The sequence below is a fragment of the Morganella psychrotolerans genome (genome assembly GCF_965118875.1).
Classification (GTDB): Bacteria; Pseudomonadota; Gammaproteobacteria; order Enterobacterales; family Enterobacteriaceae; genus Morganella; species Morganella psychrotolerans_C.
In genome coordinates this window covers 474470-499026 of sequence record NZ_CBCPJD010000001.1, presented here as the reverse complement: position 1 = coordinate 499026, position 24557 = coordinate 474470, and the positions used below count along the sequence as shown (strand labels likewise).

At 47.6% G+C, this 24557-nt stretch carries 24 protein-coding genes; 13 read left to right on the top strand and 11 right to left on the bottom strand.

What is annotated here, in order from left to right; all coding sequences use genetic code 11:
- Positions 1 to 120 precede the first annotated feature (120 nt).
- Positions 121 to 963, top strand: coding sequence for a PhzF family phenazine biosynthesis protein (locus ACMHKJ_RS02350; protein ID WP_413491870.1), 843 nt, complete (start codon positions 121 to 123; stop codon positions 961 to 963).
- A gap of 33 nt (positions 964 to 996) precedes the next feature.
- On the opposite strand, the gene ACMHKJ_RS02345 is transcribed toward ACMHKJ_RS02350, so the two are convergent.
- The gene (locus ACMHKJ_RS02345) at positions 997 to 2061 is read right to left on the bottom strand and encodes an alpha/beta hydrolase family protein (RefSeq protein WP_413491869.1); all 1065 of its coding nucleotides are present in this window, start codon (positions 2059 to 2061) and stop codon (positions 997 to 999) included.
- Positions 2062 to 2169: 108 nt separating this feature from the next.
- The gene (locus ACMHKJ_RS02340; RefSeq protein ID WP_413491868.1) at positions 2170 to 3072 is read right to left on the bottom strand and encodes a LysR substrate-binding domain-containing protein; all 903 of its coding nucleotides are present in this window, start codon (positions 3070 to 3072) and stop codon (positions 2170 to 2172) included.
- 116 nt (positions 3073 to 3188) lie between these two features.
- Here ACMHKJ_RS02340 and ACMHKJ_RS02335 point away from each other — a divergent pair, with 116 nt between their 5' ends.
- On the top strand, positions 3189 to 4373 hold the full coding sequence (locus ACMHKJ_RS02335; protein ID WP_413491867.1) for an MFS transporter: 1185 nt from the start codon (positions 3189 to 3191) through the stop codon (positions 4371 to 4373).
- A gap of 81 nt (positions 4374 to 4454) precedes the next feature.
- Here ACMHKJ_RS02335 and ACMHKJ_RS02330 read toward each other — a convergent pair whose 3' ends face one another.
- Positions 4455 to 5252, bottom strand: coding sequence for a helix-turn-helix transcriptional regulator (locus ACMHKJ_RS02330; RefSeq protein WP_413491865.1), 798 nt, complete (start codon positions 5250 to 5252; stop codon positions 4455 to 4457).
- 270 nt (positions 5253 to 5522) lie between these two features.
- Between ACMHKJ_RS02330 and ACMHKJ_RS02325 the strand changes: the two genes are divergently transcribed.
- Positions 5523 to 6932 (top strand): MFS transporter, encoded by a 1410-nt coding sequence (locus ACMHKJ_RS02325; RefSeq protein ID WP_413491864.1) that lies wholly within the window; start codon positions 5523 to 5525, stop codon positions 6930 to 6932.
- Here ACMHKJ_RS02325 and ACMHKJ_RS02320 read toward each other — a convergent pair.
- The gene (locus ACMHKJ_RS02320; RefSeq protein ID WP_413491863.1) at positions 6859 to 8094 is read right to left on the bottom strand and encodes an MFS transporter; all 1236 of its coding nucleotides are present in this window, start codon (positions 8092 to 8094) and stop codon (positions 6859 to 6861) included. The two genes, ACMHKJ_RS02325 and ACMHKJ_RS02320, sit on opposite strands and share 74 nt — an antisense overlap.
- A gap of 98 nt (positions 8095 to 8192) precedes the next feature.
- On the opposite strand from ACMHKJ_RS02320, the gene ACMHKJ_RS02315 reads away from it, so the two are divergent.
- The 3 genes from ACMHKJ_RS02315 to ACMHKJ_RS02305 all read left to right on the top strand — a co-directional run bounded on the left by ACMHKJ_RS02315 (position 8193) and on the right by ACMHKJ_RS02305 (position 11069).
- Positions 8193 to 9131, top strand: coding sequence for a LysR family transcriptional regulator (locus ACMHKJ_RS02315; protein ID WP_413491862.1), 939 nt, complete (start codon positions 8193 to 8195; stop codon positions 9129 to 9131).
- 81 nt (positions 9132 to 9212) lie between these two features.
- Positions 9213 to 9671: a nucleoside deaminase gene (locus ACMHKJ_RS02310; protein WP_413491861.1), complete on the top strand. Its 459-nt coding sequence runs from the start codon at positions 9213 to 9215 to the stop codon at positions 9669 to 9671.
- Between the two features lie 240 nt (positions 9672 to 9911).
- The gene (locus tag ACMHKJ_RS02305) at positions 9912 to 11069 is read left to right on the top strand and encodes an MFS transporter (RefSeq protein ID WP_413491860.1); all 1158 of its coding nucleotides are present in this window, start codon (positions 9912 to 9914) and stop codon (positions 11067 to 11069) included.
- A gap of 39 nt (positions 11070 to 11108) precedes the next feature.
- On the opposite strand, the gene ACMHKJ_RS02300 is transcribed toward ACMHKJ_RS02305, so the two are convergent.
- Entirely contained in the window at positions 11109 to 11630 is a 522-nt protein-coding gene (locus tag ACMHKJ_RS02300) for a GNAT family N-acetyltransferase (protein WP_413491859.1), read from the bottom strand.
- A gap of 341 nt (positions 11631 to 11971) precedes the next feature.
- On the opposite strand from ACMHKJ_RS02300, the gene ACMHKJ_RS02295 reads away from it, so the two are divergent.
- Positions 11972 to 12562 carry a phosphatase PAP2 family protein gene (locus tag ACMHKJ_RS02295; protein WP_150384701.1) on the top strand — a complete coding sequence of 197 codons (591 nt, stop codon included), beginning with the start codon at positions 11972 to 11974 and terminating at the stop codon, positions 12560 to 12562.
- A gap of 206 nt (positions 12563 to 12768) precedes the next feature.
- Here the strand turns inward: ACMHKJ_RS02295 and metC are convergent, their stop codons facing one another.
- Positions 12769 to 13944 carry a cystathionine beta-lyase gene (gene metC, locus ACMHKJ_RS02290; RefSeq protein WP_413491858.1) on the bottom strand — a complete coding sequence of 392 codons (1176 nt, stop codon included), beginning with the start codon at positions 13942 to 13944 and terminating at the stop codon, positions 12769 to 12771.
- Between the two features lie 37 nt (positions 13945 to 13981).
- A complete protein-coding gene (locus ACMHKJ_RS02285) occupies positions 13982 to 15268 on the bottom strand; it encodes an amino acid permease (RefSeq protein WP_413491857.1) in 1287 nt (428 codons plus the stop codon).
- 253 nt (positions 15269 to 15521) lie between these two features.
- Here ACMHKJ_RS02285 and ACMHKJ_RS02280 point away from each other — a divergent pair, with 253 nt between their 5' ends.
- A complete protein-coding gene (locus ACMHKJ_RS02280; RefSeq protein ID WP_413491856.1) occupies positions 15522 to 16511 on the top strand; it encodes a LysR family transcriptional regulator in 990 nt (329 codons plus the stop codon).
- Here ACMHKJ_RS02280 and ACMHKJ_RS02275 read toward each other — a convergent pair.
- Positions 16481 to 17134, bottom strand: a complete 654-nt coding sequence (locus ACMHKJ_RS02275) for a GNAT family N-acetyltransferase (RefSeq protein ID WP_413491855.1) — start codon at positions 17132 to 17134, stop codon at positions 16481 to 16483. The genes ACMHKJ_RS02280 and ACMHKJ_RS02275 overlap by 31 nt on opposite strands.
- Positions 17135 to 17293: 159 nt before the next feature.
- Between ACMHKJ_RS02275 and ACMHKJ_RS02270 the strand changes: the two genes are divergently transcribed.
- The 4 genes from ACMHKJ_RS02270 (at position 17294) to ACMHKJ_RS02255 (ending at position 20059) form a co-directional block, all read left to right on the top strand.
- Positions 17294 to 17881, top strand: a complete 588-nt coding sequence (locus ACMHKJ_RS02270; protein ID WP_413491853.1) for an NUDIX domain-containing protein — start codon at positions 17294 to 17296, stop codon at positions 17879 to 17881.
- Positions 17882 to 17915: 34 nt separating this feature from the next.
- Positions 17916 to 18455, top strand: a complete 540-nt coding sequence (locus ACMHKJ_RS02265; RefSeq protein ID WP_413491852.1) for a DUF3828 domain-containing protein — start codon at positions 17916 to 17918, stop codon at positions 18453 to 18455.
- 122 nt (positions 18456 to 18577) lie between these two features.
- Complete coding sequence (locus tag ACMHKJ_RS02260) at positions 18578 to 19483, top strand: DMT family transporter (RefSeq protein WP_413491851.1); 906 nt, start codon at positions 18578 to 18580, stop codon at positions 19481 to 19483.
- A gap of 51 nt (positions 19484 to 19534) precedes the next feature.
- Entirely contained in the window at positions 19535 to 20059 is a 525-nt protein-coding gene (locus ACMHKJ_RS02255; RefSeq protein WP_413491850.1) for a P-loop nucleotide/nucleoside kinase family protein, read from the top strand.
- Here the strand turns inward: ACMHKJ_RS02255 and ACMHKJ_RS02250 are convergent.
- Positions 20013 to 20609 carry a TetR/AcrR family transcriptional regulator gene (locus tag ACMHKJ_RS02250; RefSeq protein WP_413491849.1) on the bottom strand — a complete coding sequence of 199 codons (597 nt, stop codon included), beginning with the start codon at positions 20607 to 20609 and terminating at the stop codon, positions 20013 to 20015. The genes ACMHKJ_RS02255 and ACMHKJ_RS02250 overlap by 47 nt on opposite strands.
- A 323-nt stretch (positions 20610 to 20932) precedes the next feature.
- On the opposite strand from ACMHKJ_RS02250, the gene ACMHKJ_RS02245 reads away from it, so the two are divergent.
- On the top strand, positions 20933 to 21253 hold the full coding sequence (locus tag ACMHKJ_RS02245; protein ID WP_413491848.1) for a DMT family transporter: 321 nt from the start codon (positions 20933 to 20935) through the stop codon (positions 21251 to 21253).
- A 120-nt stretch (positions 21254 to 21373) separates the two neighbouring features.
- On the opposite strand, the gene ACMHKJ_RS02240 is transcribed toward ACMHKJ_RS02245, so the two are convergent.
- Together ACMHKJ_RS02240 and ACMHKJ_RS02235 are read right to left on the bottom strand one after the other, a co-directional pair.
- Complete coding sequence (locus ACMHKJ_RS02240) at positions 21374 to 21829, bottom strand: Lrp/AsnC family transcriptional regulator (protein ID WP_067362324.1); 456 nt, start codon at positions 21827 to 21829, stop codon at positions 21374 to 21376.
- Positions 21830 to 22061: 232 nt separating this feature from the next.
- Entirely contained in the window at positions 22062 to 24458 is a 2397-nt protein-coding gene (locus ACMHKJ_RS02235) for a membrane-bound PQQ-dependent dehydrogenase, glucose/quinate/shikimate family (protein WP_413491847.1), read from the bottom strand.
- Between the last annotated feature and the right edge of the window lie 99 nt (positions 24459 to 24557).

The window sequence follows — 24557 nt, the reverse complement described above, 5'->3', positions numbered from 1 at the left end:
ACAAAACTCTCGTTTTATTTACTCGCCCTATCCGCTCAAAAAATGTACTTAGTGTACGTTTCCGTACAGTTGGGCTTCAAACCTCCTAACTAACTAAGAAATGCCATAAGGATAATAATCATGAATACCAAACCCCATCGCTTTCACCAGGTTGATGTTTTCTCTGCGGTGCCGTTACTGGGCAATGCGCTGGCGGTCGTTGTTGATGCTGATGATTTGACGGATGAGGATATGCTGCGCTTTGCCCGCTGGACCAATCTGAGTGAAACCACCTTTTTGCTCAAACCGGTTAATCCGCAGGCTGATTACCGGGTGCGTATTTTTACCCCGGACGGCGAGCTGCCGTTTGCCGGACATCCGACACTGGGTTCTTGCTATGTCTGGCGGGAGACGCAGTCGTTTCAGGAAAAACGCACTATTATCCAGGAGTGCGGCGTGGGGTTAGTTGCTATCCGTCAGCAGGATGAAAAACTGGCGTTTGCCGCGCCAAAATTATTGCGCGGCGGTGATGTTGAGCCTGAAAAACTGGCTTATATTATCGGTGCGCTGGGATTAACGCAGGCGGATGTTGTGCGTTCCGCATGGGTAGATAACGGGCCGGGCTGGATAGGTTTGCAACTGACTTGCGTTGAAAGTGTGCTGGCGGTTAAGCCGGATTATGCCCGCCTGAATGGTTATGATATTGGTATTTGTGCTCTGTATGACGATCAGAGTGGTCCGGTACAACTGGAAGTGCGCGCATTTTGCTGTTCCCTGGTGGAGGAAGATCCTGTTACCGGCAGTCTGAATGCGTCACTGGCACAATGGCTGATCGGCAACGGCACATTGCCGGAAAAATACACGGCAAATCAGGGACGGGCGCTCAGCCGTGACGGGCAGATTTTTCTGAGCAAAGAGGGCGCTGATGTGTGGGTTGCCGGGGATGTGGTCTCTGTTATCACCGGACAGGTGTATTTGCGCTGATTATATATCGTTCTTCTGGTCTGTAAGGTATTTTCAGGCTTTACAGACCGGCAGATAGGGTGCTAAATCTGGTTTTTCGTTTTCTATCCAGTCTGTAATTATGTTCAGGGCGCCGGGATAATAGGCATCGCGTCCGGCATACAGAAAATGCCACCGGCGCAGAACCGGCCAATCGCTTTCTAACTGATAATTAAATGCGGGTGCGCGGAGCAATCCGTGACCTGCCTGCGGAAAAATAATCACATCAGCCTGCGGATTATCTTTCAGGGCTGACTGATAACGACAGGCATTTGTGCGCGCATTCACATTTAAATCTTCCGCGCCCCAGACCGCCAGCACGCGTCCGTTCATGTGCGGCAGGTCAGCGGATGAATCACTCAGGTAATTTTTTGCTACGAACGCAAAGCGATCCGGCGTCATATCACTGCGTTGCGCCGGGTCTTTTGAACCATTCATTGCGAAAATACGGTCATTTTCTGTTTGCTCTTCCGCCAGCAAACGGGCGATATCATCAGGTGTTTTTCCCTGCTGCGCATAGCGCAATCCCTGATAAAACTGCCCCTGATCCCGCCAGTTAACCGCTCCGCCGATAATCACAGAGAATGCCGGATGTGATTGTCCGGCCGCCGCAGGGATAACCCATCCCGCCTGGGAAAAACCGAGAAAGCCGACTTGCACAGTGCCGTCCGGATAGCGGGACTGAATAAAGCGCAGTGCGGCTGCCGCTTCTTCTGCGCGATCAGGCATTGATTGATCCAGCCAGTTTCCCCTGCTGCTGCCAACACCGGCTTTGTCCCATGAAAACACCGCAATACCGGCATCTGTCAGTGTGTTAAACAGCGGGCTGTAACCCATATTGGAATAGCGATACTGCGGGCCATCCCCGTGAATAATAACGGCAACCGCCGCCGGTTGTCCGCTTCCCGGTAACAAAAGTGTGCCGGAAAGGGTATTACCCTGTGATTCAAAGGTCAGTTCCTGCTGTATCGCGTCGTCAAAATCGAAATCATCAAGATGGCTGGTAAAAAAAAGCACAACACCGGTTGCCAGCAGTAAGAAAAATAGCCCGGTTAACAGGCGGATGGCGGCGTATTTCATTATTATTATTTCTCTCAGAAGAGCAGATAAAATTAGACTAAACAATCTAAAAAATAATGTCGAACATTTCCCTGAGCCATCCGTTGTGGCTTAATATAGTGTTCAGATTCAGCTCAGGCGCTTGAGGCTCTGGCTATGCTGCATAATGAAATCGATAAAGCAGCGCAGGCGCGGAGAAAGTGTCTGGCTCCGGTAATAGACTGCATGAATGGGTTGTTTATTTTCATACGTAAATGAGGTTAGGATCTGCCGGAATTCGCCGCTTTCGCGCATCTCATGAGTCATAAAATCAGACATACAGACAATACCTGCGCCCTGACGGGTCAGATTACAGAGAATTTCCCCGCTGCTTGCGGCAATTGAGGGGGTAATTTTCAGTCCTTTTTTATCATCATGGAACAGCGGCCATTCATTCAGACTTTCCGGTGAGGTAAATCCCAGCAGGCGGTGTTGTGTCAGCTCCTGCGGTGTCTTGGGTTCGCCGTACTGTTGCAGATAGCGCGGGCTGGCTAAAATACGCAACCGGCTGTGACCCAGCAATGTGGCGTGAAGAGAGGAATCCGCGAGAGCGCCAATACGAAATGCAATATCTGTCTGTTTTTCAAGTAAATTAATAACACCTTCATAATTGGTCAGTTCCAGGCGGATCTGAGGGTAGAGCTCATTAAACTGTGCCACCAGTGGTGTTATCACATGAATAAGAAAGGGTGTTGATGCATCCACCCGCAAAATACCGGATGGGATCTGCTGGTGGTTCATCAGCACATCTTCTGCTTCCTGCGCGAGCTGTACGACATCCCGGGCTTTGTGCAAAAATATCGCGCCTTCCTCACTCAGTTTCAGCCGCCGGGTCGTGCGTAAGACGAGTGTGCTGTTCATTTTTTCTTCCAGACGCAGCAGGGCGCGGCTGGTGGCAGAAACAGTCAGTCCGCTCTGCGCGGCGGCGGCCGTGATAGATCCGCTGTCCACCACAGCGATAAATACCCGCATTTCTTCCAGCGTAATGTTCATTTTCGCGTTTCACTCAATTATTTTTTGCAGATTAACGACTATTTCCGCCAGAATCAATGTGACACAATCGCCGCACTTACAACAAAGTGGCGTTGTTATTATTTTCTGAGGACATTATGCGAACAAATACTGCACTGTTATCCCTTTCTGTCGGGGCTTTTGCTATCGGTGCGACCGAATTTTCCCCGATGGGCATGCTACCGGAAATCGCCGGTTCACTGGCGGTTTCCATTCCCACTGCCGGTATGCTGGTTGTGGTGTATGCGCTGGGAGTCATGTTGGGTGCGCCAATTATGACATTGTTATTAATTAAGCGTTCACCGAAAGCTGCCCTGATTTTTCTGATGAGCATTTTTACCCTCGGTAATATTTTGTCGGCGCTGTCGCCGAATTATGAAATGTTGCTTATCGCCCGCTTTATTACCAGCCTGAATCACGGCGCATTTTTCGGGATAGGCGCGATGGTGGCGACCCGCGTGGTCGCGAAAGGGAAAGAGGCGAGTGCTATCGCCGGGATGTTTATGGGACTGACCATTGCCAATATCGGCGGCGTACCGGCGATCACCCGGTTATCCCAGATACTGGGCTGGCGTGAATCTTTCTTTGCCATCAGTGTATTAGGGCTGATAACTATGCTGGCACTGTTGCGCTCTCTGCCGCGTAATATGCAGAGGCAAGAGCTGAACCTGCGCCGCGAATTACAGGTGCTGACCCGCCCGGCAGTGTTACTGGCGATGCTGTGTACTGTGCTCGGTGCCAGTGCAATGTTTACATTTTATACCTATATTTCGCCGTCACTGATGTTTATCTCCGGTGTGCCGGAAGCACAAATCAGTATCATGCTGGTGCTGGTTGGTCTGGGATTTACGCTGGGGAACTACCTCGGCGGTGTCTGGGCAAACAGCTCAGTTTCCCGCACATTATACGGATTATTTACCCTGCTGGCGCTGACCATGGTGCTGTTCCCTATGGTGGCAAGTGACAGTGTCACGGCTGGCGTAATGCTGGTTGTCTGGGGACTGGCAAGCTTCGGGATTGTGCCGCCGTTACAGGTAAAAGTGATGCAGGTAGCCTCGGAAGCACAGGCGCTGGCATCATCGGTCAATATCGGGGCATTTAACCTGGGTAATGCTGTTGGTGCGGCGCTGGGGGCATCTGTACTGGCGAACGGTGGTGATTATTCTGCTGTCAGTTATGCCGGTGCGGCTGTTGCTGCGGGCGGGTTAATTATCCTTCAGGTCACATTGCGTCAGGCAAAACGTCAGCGGGCAATGACAGCAAAACATTGTATTGAAAGCTGAGTTATCCGATGTTTCCCTGCATAACCGCAGCCTGTTGCACTATATTGTTATACTGTGCAGTTGCTGCGGTTGTTTTAATGGTTATTCCTCATCACTGACCGGCGTGTATACCAGCAGCCGGTTTGATTTATCAATATCAAATGTCAGTGACGCGTACTCGTAGGTTTCCCGCTTTCCGTCAAATTCAATCTCCCGCATTCCGTTACAGGGCTGATAAATCTCATGAATATTCCACAGACGATCAAATACCGGTGATTCCTCACATAATGTATGGATAAGTAACTGGATCGCGGGATCTTGTTTTGTTCGCGCATAATCACGGCGGAAACTGGCTAGCAAGCGCTGTGCATCAATATCCCAGTCAGTAAAACGGGTCTGATAGCGCGGATCAGTAAACAGCAGATACAAAAAGTTGCGCATTTTGGGCGCGGCATCAGAAAAATGAAAATACCTGTCTGCTTTGTCATTATAAGCCAGTACATCCCAGTGCAGATTCAGTACATAGCAGAGATAACTGTCCGGAAAATCATCCAGCATACGGGTGATCACAGCGGGTACATGATGCTCCGTTTCACTTGTGGTTTCCGGTGCCCGTTGGTGTGCCAGCAGATAAAGGTGCTGACGTTCAGCATCATTGAGCTGTAACGTCCGCGCCAGATTATCCAGAAAGCGGGTGGATACACCAATTTCGCGACCCTGCTCAAGCCAGGTGTACCAGGTCAGGCCGACACCCGCGAGTGCCGCAACTTCTTCCCGCCGCAGTCCGGGGGTACGCCGTCGCGAGGTGTGGGGCAGACCAGCACTCGCCGGTGTCAGGCTTTCGCGTTTTGTCCGCAGGAAATCAGCCAGTTCCGGGCGGGTACGTGCTTTATCATTCATTGACTATTGTCCTGTGTCATCAATCGTATACCCCTATTCATTCAAACATGACGTTGGGTATATTTTGTCAGCCGGTTGTTGTTAATAATATAGCCTGTTGCTTTTAGTAATAGTATAACCAGTTAAATTGTAACAGGATAACAATCTGATTATAGTCTCATTCCTGCTTATACCCTTATTCATTCAAACTGCAGGTTCGTTGGCAGAACGACGCCTGCCTGCATCCTGAATGACGTTGGGTATAGAATTGGTTACATAATGAGATAAAAAATGAATCAGCAACAACGGATCGCGCTGTTTGTATTAGTCCTTGCCGGGTTTGTCACTATTTTTGATTTATTTGTGGTTAATGTGGCGATTGTCAGTATTGAGCGCGATCTACACACCAGTTTTACGGAACTGACACTGATTATTGTCGGGTATGAGCTGGCTTTCGGGCTGTTGCTTATCACCGGCGGGCGTCTTGGTGATATTTACGGGCGGTGCTGTTTGTATCGCGTTGGTATGGCATGTTTTACCGTCGCCTCGTTGTTGTGTGCATTTGCACCTTCCGCGACACTGCTGGTGACTGCCCGTTTTATTCAGGGGCTGGCGGCGGCGCTGCTGTTTCCGCAGGTCTACGCCGGGATACGTCTTAATTTTGATGAAGCACAGGCAAAAAAAGCCTTCGGTTATCTGGGAATGACGCTCGGGCTTGCCGCAATTGCCGGGCAGGCGCTGGGTGGCTGGCTTATTACGCTGGATCTGTTTGGCATGGGCTGGCGGCTGATTTTTCTGGTCAATTTACCGGTTGGTATTCTGGCACTGATATTCTCCCGCTATTTACAGGAAGGACGGGCAGAAGGCCGGTTAACGCCGGACTGGTTCGGTGTCATTCTTTCAGCGGGTGCTGTCAGTATGCTGTTGCTACCGTTACTGATGTTACCGGTATGGGGCTGGGATTGGCGCAGCAGCGGATTACTGACCGCCGGTGTCGCTCTGTTATGGTGTTTTGTCCGCCATGAAATTAATTTGTCCCGTACCGGCAGAGAGCCGTTGTTTGATATGGCAATATTGCGCAACCGGTCGTTTGTAACCGGCACTGGCGTAGTGGTTTGTGTATATGCCACATCCTCCGCATTTCCGCTGATACTGTCGCTATTGCTGCAAAACAGTATGGGGGCAACGCCACTGAAAGCCGGGCTGATTTTTGTTCCTGCCAGTATCGGATTTGTGATTGCGTCTTTTATCACGCCCGGCGCCATGATCAAATATGGAGAGCGGGTTATTTTCAGGGGGGCATTATGGTATGCCGCCGGTTATCTCGCACTGATTGCAGGGCTTCATTTGTTACCCGCCGGTGATACGTTATGGATACTCACCCCGTTGTTGTTCTGGGTGGGTTTCACCCAGGGAATGATTATGACCCCGATGCTGAACCTGGTGCTCTCCCGTGTTTCTGCGCCGGAGACCGGAATGGCTTCAGGGCTGACCGCCACACTGCAACAAATCGGTGCGGCGGCAGGGGCTACAGCGGTATCCGTTATTCTGCAATTTTCTCTCAATTCTGTGGATACCCCGGCTATAACGTCAGTTCAGGTCTCCGCGTTCAGCCTGAGCCTCGGATTTAATATTCTGATGGCATTGTGTGCCGCATGGTTTCTTTACCGGCTGACGCGCAAGCCCTGCGTGAGCGGATGATGAAAGAAGCGGTCAGCAGAAGGGTTGCAAACACACAACCCAATGCCACCCGGATATCCGCCTGAAGTGAAAATTCGGAGACAAGCATACCGCCCGCAGCAGACCCGGCTGCGATCCCTGCGTTAAAAAAAGCAATATAAAGAGCGCCGGTTATTTCAATATCCGGCGCACTGAAACGGATCATCCAGGTCATCAGTACCACAGACACACCGCCATAGGTGAGTCCCCAGAGAATGATCAGCGGGAGCCGGGCTGTCATGACAGGAGTAAGAAAAAGTAACCCGGCTAATGTCAGAATGATCCCTGTAATGATACCAAAAACAGCCCGGTACAGATGACGTCCGGCAAGTAGTCCGAACAGAAAGTTTCCGGCTATCCCGGCAATACCGTAAAGTGCCAGTAATCCGCTCAGGTTTTGGGGTTGTAGTTGCGGATCTTCATGTAATAACGGGCGGATAAAGGTAAATACCATAAAATGTCCGGTCACCAGCAACAGTGTGATAAACAAACCGGTACGGATAACCGGGCGGCGCCATTGCTTTATAAACCGGCTTACAGCGGGTGCGTGCGTACAGGGCAGAGATGGCAGGCACACCATTTGTAACAGCAGAATAACGAGGGAGAATACGCTCATGATAGTGAAGACTCCCCTCCAGCCGGTCAGTTCCCCCAGCATGATCCCAGCGGGGATCCCCAGTACAGAAGCGGCAGCTACGCCACCAAAAATCAATGATGTTGCAGCGGCGACCGACCGCACCGGCAACAGGCGGACGGCAATACCACCAGCTATCGCCCAAATCCCGCCGATACTCAGCCCGACAATAATCCGTGCGGCAATCAGGACATAAAAATGCACTGCCAGAGCTGCACTGATATTTGCCAGCATCAGCAGTGTCATCAGGATCATCAGCAGGGCACGCCGGTTCAGCCTGCCGGCAAATAAAATAACCAGCGGGGAGCAGAAAGCCGCGACGATTGCCGGAATGGTCAGCAACAGACTGACCTGTGCCTGTGGTACACCAAAATCAGCGGCGATAGGGCTGAGTAATCCGACCGGCAGCATTTCGGTGGTGACAACCGCAAAGGTGGCGAGTGTGATCGCAATAACGGAAAGCCATCCCCGCCGTAATGATGGCAAAGATAAATAGTGATTGTCTGACATACATTCCCCATAAAAAATAAACATGACTTGAGGCGTTAGTCTATCTGCGCCAATATGGCAGATAAACAGGGCGTATGGGGTAACACCGGGGACAAATCGTGGCAGATAAAAATCGCTTATTGCTGGATAATTTATTTGATGTGCTGGTTTTTGTGCGGGTTAGTGAAACAGGAAATTTCACAGCCGCAGCAGAAAAACTGCAAATTTCCCGCTCGGCGGCCGGAAAATGTATTCAGCGGCTGGAAAACAGAGTCAGTACCCGCCTGCTGCACCGGACAACCCGGCAAATTCGTCTCAGCGAAGAGGGAGAGCGCTTTTATCTTCATGCAAAACGGATTTTATCTGAGGTGGATGATGCAGAAAATGCACTGTATGAAGGGCAGCAAACCCCGTCGGGAACATTGCGGATTGACCTGCCTGTGGTGTTCGGCCGTCACTATGTATTGCCGGTTTTACAGGACTTTACCGCACAATGGGCGGATGTGGAGATTGATGTCAGTTTTTCAGATGATTACTGTGATTTGGTACATGAAGGGGTCGATGTGGCAATCCGCATAGGCGGAAACGATGACAGCCGCCTGGTACGGAAAGTACTGGCACCGCACCGTCTTATTACCTGCGCATCGCCGGATTACCTGGCACGGAAAGGCACACCGGAAACACCGGATGAACTGACTGCACATGAATGTATGATTTTTTGTCACCGCGGGCGGCGGGTTGCCTGGCAGTTCAGCCGGGATAAACAGATAATATCGCTCCCGGTCACAGGACGGATGCGTTTGGGTGATACCGGCGCGATCCTGGATGCGGCGCTTGCAGGGAACGGCATTTGTCAGATTGGTGCATTTCTTGCGGGACCACAGATAGCGCAGGGTAAATTAATACCTCTATTTAATCCTTTTTCAACCCCCGGAGAACCTGTGTGTGCGGTTTACCCGTCAAAACAGTTTTTACCCCCTAAAGTCCGCCAGTTTCTGACATTGCTTGAAACCCGTTGGCAGGGTAAAGCAGTATGGGAATATTCAGGAAACGGATGACGTAACTTGTGTGCGAAACGATATTATTCAGATATCCGGCTGTTATGATGAATATCGTTGACTGATTAATAAGGATCGGGAATGACTGATAAACAGTTTTTGCAGCAGGCGATTGCACTGGCACGCCGCAATATTGAAAAAGGCGGACGTCCGTTCGGCGCTGTTATAGTGAAAGACGGCAACATTATCAGTGAAGGAGTTAATCAGATGGCTGAACTGAATGATCCGACGGCACATGCAGAGTTGCTGGCATTGCGCCATGCCGGGCAGGCACTCCGCCAGACCCGGCTGGAAGGTTGTGTGGTTTACGCCAGTGGTCAGCCGTGTCCGATGTGTCTGGCAGCTATACGCATGGCAGGCATTACCCGGGCAGTTTATGCTTATTCCAATGCCGATGCACAGCCCTATGGTTTATCAACAGAGATAATTGCCGTGGAATTGCGGGCAGATCCTCATGAACAGGCCGGATTTTCATTTACGCAACAAAAACCGGATGATGAGGCGTCACTGTATGCACAATGGCAGGCGCATCAGCACTAAATCATCATAGAAACAGTCGCGGCTTCCGGCGGCGGTTGTTTCTGTTATAATCGTCTCTGCATAACTCGGTTATGTTCCTCTTCGTTTTTCCTGCGTTTTACACTGGTGTCATTGTTACGATACGCCTGTTTCCCTCCGAAAATATTGTTACCACGTGTTTTTCCTGTCGTTTTATCTGCACTAACTTCCCCTGATAATGTGATTTTTATTCCTTTTAACCTTATTTCACGGGAATTTCTGATGATTTCACCTTATTTGCTGCCGGTGCTGGCAATGATTGTCTTTTTCACCGGTGTAACGGAATTTATGGTGTCACCGATGCTGACACCACTGGCAGAGGCATTTTCGGTTACACCAGCGCAATCATCCTGGCTTATCGCGGTTTATACCTTATCTTACGCCATCGCGGCTCCCTTTATGGGCCGGGTTTCTGATCGTGTAAACCGTTATAAACTGTTACGGGCGGCATTATTGTTATTTGCGGCTGACGGGTTTGCACTGGCGCTGGCGCCCGGGTTTGCGGCTGCTGCCGGGTTGCGGGTTCTGGGCGGACTGGCCTCTGCGGCACTGATCCCGACGGTGTTTGCGCTGATTGCGGAACAGTTTCCTCCGGCACAGCGGGCAACAATTATAGGCTATGTTATGACCGGAATGACACTCGGTATTGTATCCGGACCGCTTATGGCGGGTTGGCTTACAGCCCGTACCGGCTGGTATATGCCTTTTGTTCTGACGGCAACTGGCGGGCTGATTATGTGGGTAATCTGTGGTTTTTTGTTCCGCAATATCAGTACCGTGCCACTGCCGGTTTCTCACAAAACAGGAAAAATCCGCGATAACCCCCGGCTGATTGGTTTTCTGATGGCAAAAGGTTTGTGGAATGGTGCCGCTGTAACACTATTTGTCCTCAGTGGTGAGCTTTTGCGTCTGCGTTTCGGGCTACCGACAGAAACGGTCGGGCTTATCGGCGGGGTATTTGGCGGTGGATTGTTTCTCGGGAATATATTACTGCCATTTATAATGCGCCGTTACAGAACAGAATCGCGTTTATTACTGATAAGCCTGGCAGGTATGACCCTGATGGTTGCTGCGTTTATCAGCGGAACAGGCGGTCTTTACGGCTCCTTATTATGGATGATGCTTTGGGGCGCAATGCTTGGCATCGCGGCACCTGTCAGTACATCTGTCGTGGCTGAACGCGCCGGCACATATAAAGGTGAAGCACTTGCACTTTCTGAAAGTATGAATAATGTCAGTATTTTTATATTGTTACCTTTTACGGCGGGATTACTGGCTTCACAGGGTAGTACGGCACTGCTTATCGCCGCCGTTATATTATTGTGTGGTGCCACCGGGCTGACAGGGTACTTAATCCGCCCGGAAAATAGTAAAAAATGATAATAACGGAGCTATTCAACATAAATATAACAGCGCGTATTACAGTTTTTTCTCCATTATAAATAACTGAGAGGATTGCTGTGCGGTTTCAAACGCAAGGGTGCCGGTTTTTATCATTCCCTGTGACTGATAAAAATGTTGTGCGCCGGTATTGTTTTCCAGGACTTCCAGCCATAAACCGGGCTGGTTCCGGCTGCGGGCAAATGTTTCTATCAATCCGAAAACCGTTTTTCCGTAACCTTTTCCGGTTTCTCCGGGTAAAAAATAAAGCTTGTTCAGCAGCATTGCGCAATATTTACTCATTTCTATCCGGCTATTCTCTGTTAATTTACAAAATCCGATTATTTTTTCATCAGTACAGATAAAAAACCAGAATACTCCGGGTGTCATCAAGCTTTGCTGTAAGGGCTCCGGGTGATATTCATTGTTCAAATACGTATTTAGTTCTGCCACTGAATCCCAATAACCGGTAAAATGGTGCCGGTAAGCGTTGTTACCCGCGTCACTGAGTACGGTGATTTTATCCGGTGTAACAGGCTGTAAAGTGAGTAATGCTGTCATTTGTATTTACCTCATTAATTTTATTGTTTTAATATAATGATTTTTAGTGAAATATCTGATTTATCAGCCGGGTTTAAGGTTTTGTTATATCCGACCAGTGAACGATAACCCGAAAAATGAGTGAAATAATGTCTCCTATATCAATATTATGCACTAGTTTTCCGAAAAAATTAGGAATTATCCCTATGAAACGGAAAGGTGATAAGTTGTTGATGATTATGATGTTATGGAAATTAACATAAAATGACATGATAGTATTTGTCGTATCAGTGTGTTAAAACACACTGTACTGAAAATCAGAAAAAGAGTTTAATTGATTTTTTATAAAAGGATATTTTCAGATGATGTTCATCGACAGGGTCATTCACCTGGTGCTTAGTGGTATTATTATCGTCGGTGTTTACCAGTTTTATTTTTTTACACAACGAAACATGGTACGGCCTGTTAAAACGTTTAATTCATCCATTGATGAAAAAATTCCTTTCTGGCCCTGGTGGTCATGGATATACAGCTTTCTTTATTATCCGGCTATTCTTTATCTGAACTGGATAATTCAGGACTCACGACAATTTATTATCATCGTATTCAGCTATGTAATTTTATTGTTTATGCAGATGTTTTTCTTTGTTGTCTACCCGGTTGCAGTACCTGCACACTGGCGTCAGATGAATACCGGGAAGAAAGCATCTGAGAAATTTTTGCAGTTTGTACAGAAATTTGATGATACTTCCAACTGTTTCCCTAGCATGCACGTATCCGTTGCCACATTAACGGCGTTACTGGCTTATGCATCACTGGGTCCGTGGGTGTTTATGTTCCCGCTGCTGATTGCATTGTCCTGTATGTTTACCAAACAGCATTATGTGATTGATTTACCTGCCGGCGCTGTACTTGGCTGGATTGCGTTTCAGTGTTATGTATTTTTGATTTAACCTTTTCCTTACGTTTGATTAGTAGACTCACTATTATTGGTACCCTTACTGACTTCCTTGCCGCATAATTATATGCGGCTTTTTTTATGCGCACAGATATAAGGTGGATAATGAGCCGGGAACATAAGCAGGGTGCTGCAGGCATAAAAAACCTGCAAAGTGCAGGTTTTCTGAGTGGCGATACTATTGTTTTTTCAGCGGCAATATCACTGTGCCATACGTGCGAATCCACCAGCTAAATCTGTTTTCAGATCATCACTGTCTTCCAGCCCGATTTGCAGACGCAATGTCAGCCCGCCGGGATTCCATTGTGTGACTGTGCGGTATTCTGCGCAGTCAAACGGGATGATCAGGCTTTCAAATCCGCCCCATGAATACCCCATTCCGAAAATAGAAAGACCATCCAGTAATTTCCCGATATCGTCTTGTGTAAATTTCGGGTCCAGCACAATGGAGAACAACCCGGAAGAGCCGGTAAAATCCCGCTTCCATATTTCATGCCCCGGGCAATCAGGAAATGCCGGATGCAGCACACGGATAACTTCCGGGCGTGCTTTCAGCCAGTGCGCCATATCCAGCGCCCGCGCCTGTGCTTCTTTCAGACGGATTGGTAGTGTACGCAACCCGCGCAGGGCAAGGAAGCAATCTTCAGCGCCCGGCAACATGGCCATTAAATCATAAGTTTCACGCAGTGCAGGCCACCAGGCGGCATTGGCTGAGACAATGCCCATCAGTAAATCTGAGTGCCCGCCCAGGTATTTTGTCCCGGCTTCGAGAGAGATATCACATCCCATATCATGGGCGCGGAAGAACAATGGGGTCGCCCAGGTGTTATCTATAATAGTGGCGATATTATGACGTTTTGCCACGGCAACAATCGCCGGAACATCCTGAACTTCAAAGCTCTGAGAGCCGGGAGATTCAAGGAAAATGGTGGTGGTGTTGCTCTGGATCAGTGATTCAATATCACTGCCTGCCATCGGATCATAATAAGTGGTAACAATCCCCATTTTGTTCAGCAGTCCGCGACAGAAATTGCGGGTCGGACGGTATACACTGTCCGGCATCAGAAGGTGATCGCCGGTTTTCAGTGTTGTCAGCAATGCCAGTACAATCGCACCCAGCCCTGAGGGGGATAATACAGTGCCTTCAGCACCGGCAAGAGCGCTCCAGGCCTGCTCTAAATTTTTGATGGTCGGCGTGCCCGCCGTGCCGTAGTTAAACTCAGCCCGGTTATTGAGCAGGGCATCCATGGTCGGAAACACCACGGTTGATCCCCGGTAAACCGGGGCATTAACAAAACCTGACTGCGCTGCCGGCGAGCGGCCTAACTGAGTGATTTGTGTATCAATATGAAATTCGGAAACCGCTTTTTTCGTCATAAAATCCTCACACATAAACAGGGCTGTTCATACAGCATTATTCGAAAAATTTAAAGAACGGAGAGAGGCACAGTAACACACCAAAAAAGATGATAAACCAGACGGTCGCTCCTTTGTATTTATGTAATACCGGCACGCGATACACCAGGTAGCACGGGATCAGGCAGGAGACGATGCCGAATAACGGGCCGCCGAGCTGCATGAAAAAGAGAATTGAAAAGCGCGTGGATACCCAGAACCACAGAGCCAGGATAACACCTGCGCATACGCTGTAATGCAATACGGTGTGATTGATTCGCTCCTGCGGCATAAAGCGGCTCAATACGTTAACAACAATCCCTTTAATCGCTTCCTGGAAGCCCAGATAAATACCGAGAAACGCGGTCAGGATAGCGAAAATATTGAGCATCGCTGTCATGACTTTCACAACGGAACCCGGAATAACCTGGGCCGCAATCGCCAGCGCAGAGATATTTTGTTCAAATGCGGAAACCGCCTGTTCATGACTGATTGAGAACGTGAATGAAAATGCAAAAAACAACACGGCAACGGCTAAAATAATGTAGGCGACACGGTTGGCGCGGATAGCCCGGTATGTCGCGATACGTTTATCTTTTTCCACTCTGCGGTAAGCGATGTTCATCGGGCTTAAAATCTGAACAAACAGGATAGAGAACAGCGTAAACGGCAGAGTCAGAAACACATCCCGCAGAAAAGGCAGAATATCAGGAAATGCCGTGATATTCGCGAAATTCCAGTATGGCACCATCACCACGCCGAGTAATATGATAATCCCGAATTTCACAATTACCATCGGACCGGAAATTTTGAATAACAGGCGTTCGCCCTGTGCGGCAATAGCGACCAGGACTGTCAGGATAATCAGTCCGTACCAGACGGAATCAGACCATAATCCTTCAGATAGACCGAATGTCTTAATATACGATGCACTGTCAAATGTGACCGCCAGTGAGTAGGAGAACATACCGTGCAGCAGCATCAGGAAATAAGCTATCCCGAGTGCCACACCCCAGTTTTTCCCCAGATACTGGGTAATTACGCTGGCATAATCTTCACACTCATCTGATTCGGATAATGTGCGCAGATATAAGTTTTGCAGCCAGTAAATAGCCGGATAAGAGAGTAATGTGGCGGCAATAAATACCCAGATACCTTTAATACCAACCTGAACCGGCATAAACACAATGCCGGAACCAATTGCCATTCCGATACATAAAATAACCCAGCCGGTATCATATTTGGTAAACGGGATCTTTCGTAAATCGTTTTGTGAGTTTGCACTTGTCTGAATGCTGTCTTGCATAGTCAATTCCTCAACGTTATAGATTTAATTATTAAAAAAGTCAGGAACAACGTGAATATATTTTTTGTTGTATGGGTACAGTGAGTGTTATATACCCAACGTCATTCAGGATGCAGGAAGGCGGCAAACTCAGGCCGACGGGGAGCGTGACCCGGAGGGCTTCATGCCGCCAACGAACTTGCAGTTTGAATGAATAAGGGTAAAGCTGTTGTTATAGTAAGCGGGAATAGGCAGTCTGAACAAGGGTGACACCATGCTAATAAATAAAAACACTTTTGCGTTTAAAGCAAAAATAGACAGCTATGCGATTTTCCGGCATCTGGAACTTTTCATTAAAATCGTGGAGTGTAACAGCCTGAGTGGTGCGGCGAAAAAACTGAATGTGACGCCGTCTTCAGTCAGTCGTGGGCTGCAACAGTTGGAAGAGCAGTTAGGTGTGGTGTTGCTGAAACGAACCACCCGTAATTTTGTTCTGACAGAAGCAGGCCGCTATTTATTGCAGAGAGCGCAACAGTTACTGGCAGATCTGGATGATTCATTAGTAAACACGGCCAGTTTTTATCAGCACGCACAAGGACAATTAAAAATAACCTGTTCGATTGCGTTTGGTGTCTGCCATTTAATGCAGCTTTACAGCGAATACCGGGAAAATAATCCTCAGGTGTGGCTTTCGGTTGATCTCAACGATGCATTAATTAATTTAAATGAAACCGACTTTGATATTGCATTACGAATTACCAGTCATCCGCCGGATAATTTTGCATTACGCAAATTATGCAATATTAATTGGGTATATTGCGGCAGCCGCCACTATTTTGAACAACACGGAATTCCTGAATCACCGGCAGATATTGCTTTGCACCGCTGTTTAATTAATCCGAATATTCCCGATACCTGGCGAATGACAGACAAAGATGGCGTGGCATTTCCGCTGGCAATTAATAATATTATTGAAGTAAACAGCAGCCTGGGATTGCTGGAAGCAGCGCGTTGTCATCAGGGAATTGTATGCCTGCCGACATATATGCTTGGTGATTATATTAATAACGGAGAGCTGATACCGGTGCTGACGGACTATAACCCGAAAACAACACCGTTTGCGCTTTATGCATTGTACAGCCCGGCGCATACTCACGCGCCGAAGATCAGGACATTTATTGATTTTCTGGCGGATAAGCTGCCGTCAGATCCGCCGTGGGACAGTTGGATGCATCAGGACAGAGCCGGCAGCTCACCTGCATAAACATAATAGGTTTCAGTGACATCATGCCCGCCCCAATCATAAGGCTGTGCTGCAATGCGCTGTAAACCTTTATGCTCATAGAACCCGAAATCAGAGTCACTGTCAGTCCAGAGGAAATAGCGGGCAGCATTGTTATCGCGTAAATAACGCATGGCGTGCTGCCAGAGCTGGTTGCCTATCCCGCGTCCGCGGTAACGTGCATCAATCATAAACAGATTCAGCGAGGCATCAAAAGGGCGCTCACAGTGTGCCAGTAATTCTCCGTTAATAATCAGAGTATTAAGATACAGTTCGAACAGACTTTCTTCCTGAGTGGGTTCTCTGGCAATAATATTTTTCAGGGCGCGGTACTGACGGGTTTTGGCATTCACTTTTTGTATCAGATCCGGTGCGGCGGTAACCGCGATAATCCCTGCAATTTCCTCCCCGTTGCGGACCACAAAAATACGCGAAGAGGTCAGAATGACATCATCGAGCAGAAATTCCGCCATCGGCAGGACTTTCTCTTTCGGTATCCAACTGCGGTAGTCCCACGTGGTGATAATCAGCTCATTAATCTGTGTGATATCTGTGTCAGTGATACTGTGTAACTCACTGTAATTCAGTGCCTGAGTGTTACTCATGCGGATATTGCCTTTTGAAGTAATTGTCTGCTGATTATTATATCGTTTGAGTTATGACGACCGCAAACTATCCTGTCCGGTTTAGCAATTGCGCGGCAATAATAAAGAGATTAGAGTGTTCAGCGCATCCGTCTTTCTTGTCTGATAATCAGGTGGCTAATGACTTCTCCGCACGATCGTGTCCGTATTATTGATACCATCACTCTTTCCGATAACTGGTATGTCCTCAGAAAATATGTTTTTGATTATCTGCGCAGTGACGGTACCTGGCAACGTCAGGAGCGGGAAGCGTATGACCGGGGTAACGGCGCGGTTATTTTGCTCTATAACCGCAGTAAAAACAGTGTAATACTGATCCGTCAGTTCCGGTTTCCCGTGTTCATCAACGGGCACAACGGCTTTCTGATTGAAGCCGCCGCCGGTCTGCTGGAAGAAAAAGATCCGGTTTCACGCATTAAAGCAGAAGCTGAAGAAGAAACCGGATTTCATATCACCGAGGTGGAAAAAGTCTTTGAAGCCTTTATGAGTCCGGGATCAGTGACAGAAAAACTCTACTTCTTTATGGCGGAATATCAGGACAATAACCGTCTGAATCAGGGCGGCGGGCTGAAAGAAGAGGGGGAAGATGTTGAAGTACTGGAAATGAAGTTTGATGATGCCCTTGCCGCTATCCGCAGCGGTGAAATTAATGACGGAAAAACCATTATGCTGCTGCAACATCTGGCATTATCAGGGAGAATGAAATGATGTACGGGTTGGTGCAATGCGAAGCAGAATAATCATGAAAACAGCAATAAAAACAGTTAGATATATATTTATTATTCCGGGTCTGCTTTTACCCATATCTGCCGGTGCCGCAATATTACCGGCAGAATCGCCCGTCAGCGTGGTACTGGATTTTTACCGCCTGAATTTACAGGATTCATCATCCGGTGGATATGATCAGAGTGTAAAACAGTATGTCACCCTGACGTTACAGAAAAATATCAGTGATTCAATTAGTTGTAATTATGACAGTGATGACACTGACCAGGCACTGTGTGATACACCACGGCCCTGTAAAACCACAGAGAATCACTCCGCCTGCCTGTGGGGCGATAACTGGGTTGAAAATGATGAAAATTATTACACCAAATCACAAGATATTTATGATTCCTGGGTAAATTACCGGGATGCACATACCGAATCACAAACAGATGAAATGGCAACGGTACTGGTAACTCTCGGTAATCCACCGGATGAATTATTACCACTGCGGGTGACCGTCATTAATGAAAATGGACACTGGAAAATTAATAATGTGGCATTGATAGCACAGTAATTTTCCGGAAAACGGGGTAGTTAGCTGATATCCGGCATATTATTTCAGTTATGGTAAAATCAGGAGAGGAACCGCACGCGGTATATGGCATTCCATAATCGTGCAGTGGTTTGCAGAATATTATGGCTTTACGAGAGAAAGACAATGCCATCGCCATTACCGGGCTGGTTATTTTAACACTGATCTGGAGTTACAGCTGGATCGCCATGAAACAGGTCACGCACTATGTTGATGCGTTTGATTTTACGGCGATGCGTTGTGTATTCAGCGCCATTATGCTGCTGCTGGTGCTATATATCCGTTCGCGTGTAACAGGGCGTAAAATCCGGTTTACCCCGTTTAGTTACACGCTGGGAATTGCCGTGCTGCAAACCTGCGGCATGGTCGGGCTGGCGCAGTGGGCGCTGGTCAGCGGCGGTGCCGGAAAGGTGGCTATCCTCAGTTATACCATGCCGTTCTGGGTGGTCATTATGGCGGCTGTTTTTCTGGGCGAGCGGATGCGTCGCCTGCAATATGCGGCTATTGCAGTCGCCGCCGCCGGGCTTGTGTGTGTTATCCAGCCCTGGTCGCTTGATTTTTCATCGATGAAAAGTGCCTTTCTGGCGATTGCCTCAGGGATAAGCTGGGGGGCGAGTGCGATTGTGGCGAAAAAAATGTACCGCCGCTATCCGCAGCTCGATTTACTCTCTCTGACCACCTGGCAGATGGTCTATGCCGCCGTTGTTATGACGATTGTGGCTTTACTGGTTCCGCAGCGGGAAATTGACTGGCAGCCCTATGTGTTCTGGGCGCTGAGTTACAGCGCGATACTGGCAACCGCCGTTGCCTGGAGCTTATGGCTATTTGTTCTGCGCAAATTACCTGCCGGTATTGCCAGTCTGAGTACATTAGCTGTGCCGGTGTGTGGTGTTCTGTTTTCCTGGTGGCTATTGGGTGAGGAACCCGGACGGACAGAGGCAACGGGAATTATCATGATTGTGCTGGCACTTGCGGTGATAAGCATTAAACTACCAAAAAAATCAGCATAAATACTTATACCAGACGTCATTCAAGATGCAGGAAGGCGGCAAGGAGCAGATATGTCAGATACACAATCCCGGGGGCGGCTTCATTTTTTCTGCGGTAAAATTGCATCGGGAAAATCCACGCTGGCGAACCAGTTAGTCCGCGAAGAAAATGCCGTTCTTGTGGCAGAAGACAGCTGGCTGGCGGCACTGTATCCGGGGGAAATAACCCAACTTGCAGATTATATTGAAAAAAGCCGATTACTGAAGTCCATTCTTGCGGCGCACCTGACCGACCTTCTGCGTGCGGGAAATACGCTGGTGCTGGATTTTCCGGCGAATACACCTTTACAGCGCAGGTGGCTGAAAGGGCTGGCAGAGCAGGCGGAGTGTCAATATTGCTGTCATGTGCTGAGTGCAGATGATGACGAATGCAAACGGCGGCTGGCGGTGCGCAACCAGGCAGGTGAAAATCCATTTACTACTTCAGCGGAACAATTTGATCTGATCACCGCACATTTCAGTTATCCGGCAGAAGAAGAGGGGCTGGTGGTCAGTTACCGCGGAATCGGCTCAGTTGGTCTGCAAGTAAGGTTTTGACCAGCCAGACCGCTTCACTGATAACTTTAGGTTTCAGTGTCGGGTCTTTGATCATCATGATGCATAAAGACTCGGTTGCCCCGAAAATCATGATAGCCGTCCATTCCGGAATCCGGAAATTTTCCGGCAGGTATGTTTGCAGCGAGCGGTGAAGTGTCTGACAGAAAAAATCCTGCACGTCTAATCCGATATCTGAAAATTCCGGATACGCTTTCAGTGCCGCCACAGTGGCATTGAAGGCTTCTCCGTCATCCGCCATACATTCAAAATAAGTGGTAATACATACGGTTACCGCATTCTTCAGATCAGAAATCGGCTGGTTCATCTGCGCATTCATCCGGGCGGTAAGGGCATCATCACTGTATTTAAACAGCGCATACAGCAGGGATTTCCGGTTGCCGAAATGCTTATAAGTCACCGGCTTGGTGACTCCGGCTCTCTCTGCCAGCGTGATTAATGTCAGCGCATCGGTCCCTTTTTCCAGGATGATGGTGTTGGCGACATTCAGTAGTTGGATTTGGCGCTCATCGCGCTGTAAACGTCCGGACAAATCCGTCTCCTTATCACTGTATTAATGAAAAATATAAAAATGAATACACTGAAAGTGTATCACAGACTTGCGGAGCGAATCAGACAGTAAAAAGATCTGAAAAAGCTTTACAAGTTACTAAAGGTAACATATAACTATACTAAAGGTAACTTGCAATATTCATCTGCTATTAATCAATATATACCCAACGTCATTCAGAGTGCAGGAAGGCGGCAAGGGAAGTCAGACGGGGAGCACACATTAGTATGTGACCCGGCTGGCTGAGCGAAGCGAACGAACCTGCAATTTGAATGAATAAGGATATAATTTAGTGAGGAAGTACCATGCCGTGGATTTTATTAATTACTGCCGGTCTGTTTGAAGTGGTCTGGGCATTTACTATGAAGCAGTCCGAGGGCTTTACAAAATTAGGTCCGTCAGTGATAACCATTATTGCCATGCTGATCAGTTTCGGGCTGCTTGCTGCCGCAATGCGCGTACTGCCGTTGGGCACCGCGTATACCATCTGGACCGGTATCGGGGCAATTGGTGCTTTTATTGTCGGGATCACGGTTCTGGGCGAACCGGCAAATATGATGCGGATACTTGCCGGGGTGCTGATTGTGTCTGGCCTGGTACTGATGAAATTATCCAGCCCGGCGTAATAATGCCTGTCTGAGTCTGTATATCCAACGTCATTCACGCCGCCAACGAACCTGCAGTTTGAATAAGGGTATAAATAATTCGGTGTTGACTGCCGGCAGATGTTGCCGGCTTTTTTGTGCTTACAGCAATGGCAGTTCCCGCAACTGAATAACATTCTTCATTACCAGTGTGGACGTCAGGCGCTGGACTCCCGGCATAGCAGAGAGCTTGCTGTCATAAAGCCGCTGGAATGCATCAATATCTTTCACCACTATTGTCAGCATATAGTCCGGATCACCAAACAGCCGTTTTGCTTCAATGATATACGGAACATCAACAACCGCTTCTTCAAATTTGCGCATGCTTTCCTGATTACCATCTTTCATGGTCACAAAAACCAGGGCTGAAAAATTCAGCCCCAGTACACGTGGATCAAGCTGTGCGCGGTAATCACAAATTGCTCCGGATTGTTCCAGTGCTTTCAGTCTGCGGTGGCAGGGGGAAAGACTCAGACCAACGCGATCTGCCAGTTCAGTGACAGTTAATCGTCCATCGAGTTGTAATTCAGAAAGGATCTTCCTGTCAAAGCTGTCCATTGGCAATTTTCTTCCCAAAATAAGGTAAATCAGGGGCTGATTAGCAAGCACATTCTATCTGATTAACGATATTCTTCCTATCAGTTTCCGGTGAAGGATAGAGGTATACGGAAACTGATTTTAAAAAGTGTCAGAATGACCCGGCAATAAGCCCCCGCCGGGTCTGACTAAATAAAAAACCCCGTTTCATGGCTCTGAAACGGGGTTTTTCTTATTCTGAAACCTGCTTTAACTATTTATTATCAGGTAAACCATAGGCTACTAAGCTATCGCCCATTGTTGTTCCGAAAGATCCATGGCCACCCGCCATAATAACAACATACTGTTTACCATTAACAGAATATGTCATCGGTGTGGCTTGTCCCCCCGCAGGTAAGCGGGCCTGCCATAACATTTCACCATTAGTGACATTAAATGCCCGCAGATAATTATCCTGAGAAGCAGCAACAAACATCACATTACCGGCAGTAGAAATAGTACCGCCTAATCCGGGAACGCCAATTTTCAGCGGTGGAAGCTGCATCAGATTAGGTAAACTATCGCGGGTTGTACCAAAACGATGTTTCCAGATTAATTCATTTTTCTGTAAATCGATAGCGGCAACAAAACCCCATGGCGGCTGTTTACACGGTAAACCTACAGGCGATAAGAATGGGTGAATATCCACACTATAAGGTGTGCCTGTCATAGGTTGGAGTCCTTGCTCACCGTGACCGCCTTCGCTATTTTTTTCATCATCAGGATTTTTACGATGTAATTTTGATACAAAAGGTAAAGCAATCGTATTCATCACGGCTATCTGACGATCCTGATTAACGGAAATACCGCCCCATTCAAAAATACCAAGGTTACCGGGAAATACCAACGTGCCATTTTCTGACGGCGGGGTATAAATTCCGTCATAATTAAGCTGATTAAAAGCAATACGGCACAATAGCTGGTCTGCCATAGTGCCGCCCCACATATCTGACTCTTTAAGTTTATCTGCAGGTGCAAGATTTAATGCAGAGAAAGGCTGTGTTGGTGAGTAATGTTCACCCTGAGTCTGAGGTCCGTGGCTGACACTTGCCGGTACAGGTTTTTCTGTTACGGGAACTAAAGGCGTCCCATCCCGTCTGTCGAGCACAAAAATATTCCCTGTTTTTGTGACAATATAAATTGCAGGTATAACACCATTTTTTTCTGTTTTTATATTGACCAGTGATGGTTGTGACGATACATCCATATCCCACAAATCATGATGTGTGGTCTGGAAATGCCACAATAGCTCTCCTGTTGAGCCACGTAATGCCACAATAGAGTTTGCATAACGCTCTTTCAGCGGATCGCGGTTACCACCCCAGATATCGGGTGTGCCGACACCGGTTGGAATATATACAACATCAGTTGTTGCATCATACGCTAAAGGTGCCCAGGCATTAGGTGAGTTATGAACAAATTGAGTATTTTCACCCGGCATGGTACCCGGATCCTCAGCTCCTGTATCAAATACCCAAAGAAGTTTACCGTTGTTTACATCATAACCACGGATAACGCCGGAGGGCTCCTGAGTTGAAAAATTATCAGTTACAGAACCACCAATAATGATCGAATTACCCGTCACAATCGGCGGTGATGTTGGATTATAGCCACCAAGATAAGCATACGGCATCGATTTAAGTAAATCGATTTGACCGTTTTCACCAAAGTCGCTGCATACTTTCCCTGTTTGCGCATTTACGGCAATGAGCCGTCCGTCATTAACAGGAAGGAAGACTTTTTGTGGACATAAAGAGGGTGCCGGTTGGCGGATTTCAAGGCTTTTTGCAAATCCGGCTGTATTGTTTTGGTCATAGTAGGAAACACCACGACAAGTCATGTGCTGGAAGCTTTTGTTATACTGAAGTTTTGAATCAAAACGCCATTTTTCTTTACCGGTTGCCGGATCAAGGCTGATAAGATATTGATGTGGTGTACATAAAAACAGATTATTATCTATTTTTACAGGTGTGACTTCATTCGTAATTTCAACGGCATCATCCGGGCGTTTTTTGTCACCGGTATGAAATGTCCATTTTGCAACTAATGTATTTACATTTTCACTGTCGATTTGTGTCAGCGGGGAATAACGGATACCGGCCTGAGTTCTGCCATAAGCCGGCCAGTCATTATCGCTTATACCGGCAGGTGAATGTGTAACTGCGGGTTGTTGTTGTGTAATTTCACCGGTAACAGCATGAGGATCTGTAAACAGACTACCTAAAATAATACCTGGTGTAATTATCAAAAGTGATAGCAGTATTATTTTATCAGCACGGCAATAGAATGCCCCTTTTCTGACAATAAACGGCAATAATAATAAACCTAAAATAAAGGCGATATCAAGACGCGGAGCCAGCGCCCAAAAGTCAAATCCTGACTCCAGGATGCTCCAGATGATCGTCGCTAAAAGAAGTAAGTTAAAAAGCCGGAATGTGATTTTTTTCTGATATATAAAACACACAGATATAAGTAATAATACCAATCCGGAGAAAGCGTAAAAAACGGAACCACCCAAGGTTATTAAATAACCACCCATAGCTGTGAAATAAGCGCCCAATACAAATAACACAATGAATAAAATACATCGGTAGATCGTTGATATTTTCATACAGTTATTGTCCTGTTCGGAGATATAGGAGTGTCCTGTTATATAGCCAACAATGAGAATTGTTCTTTTACCATAGCCTAATTATCTTATGTGGTAAAA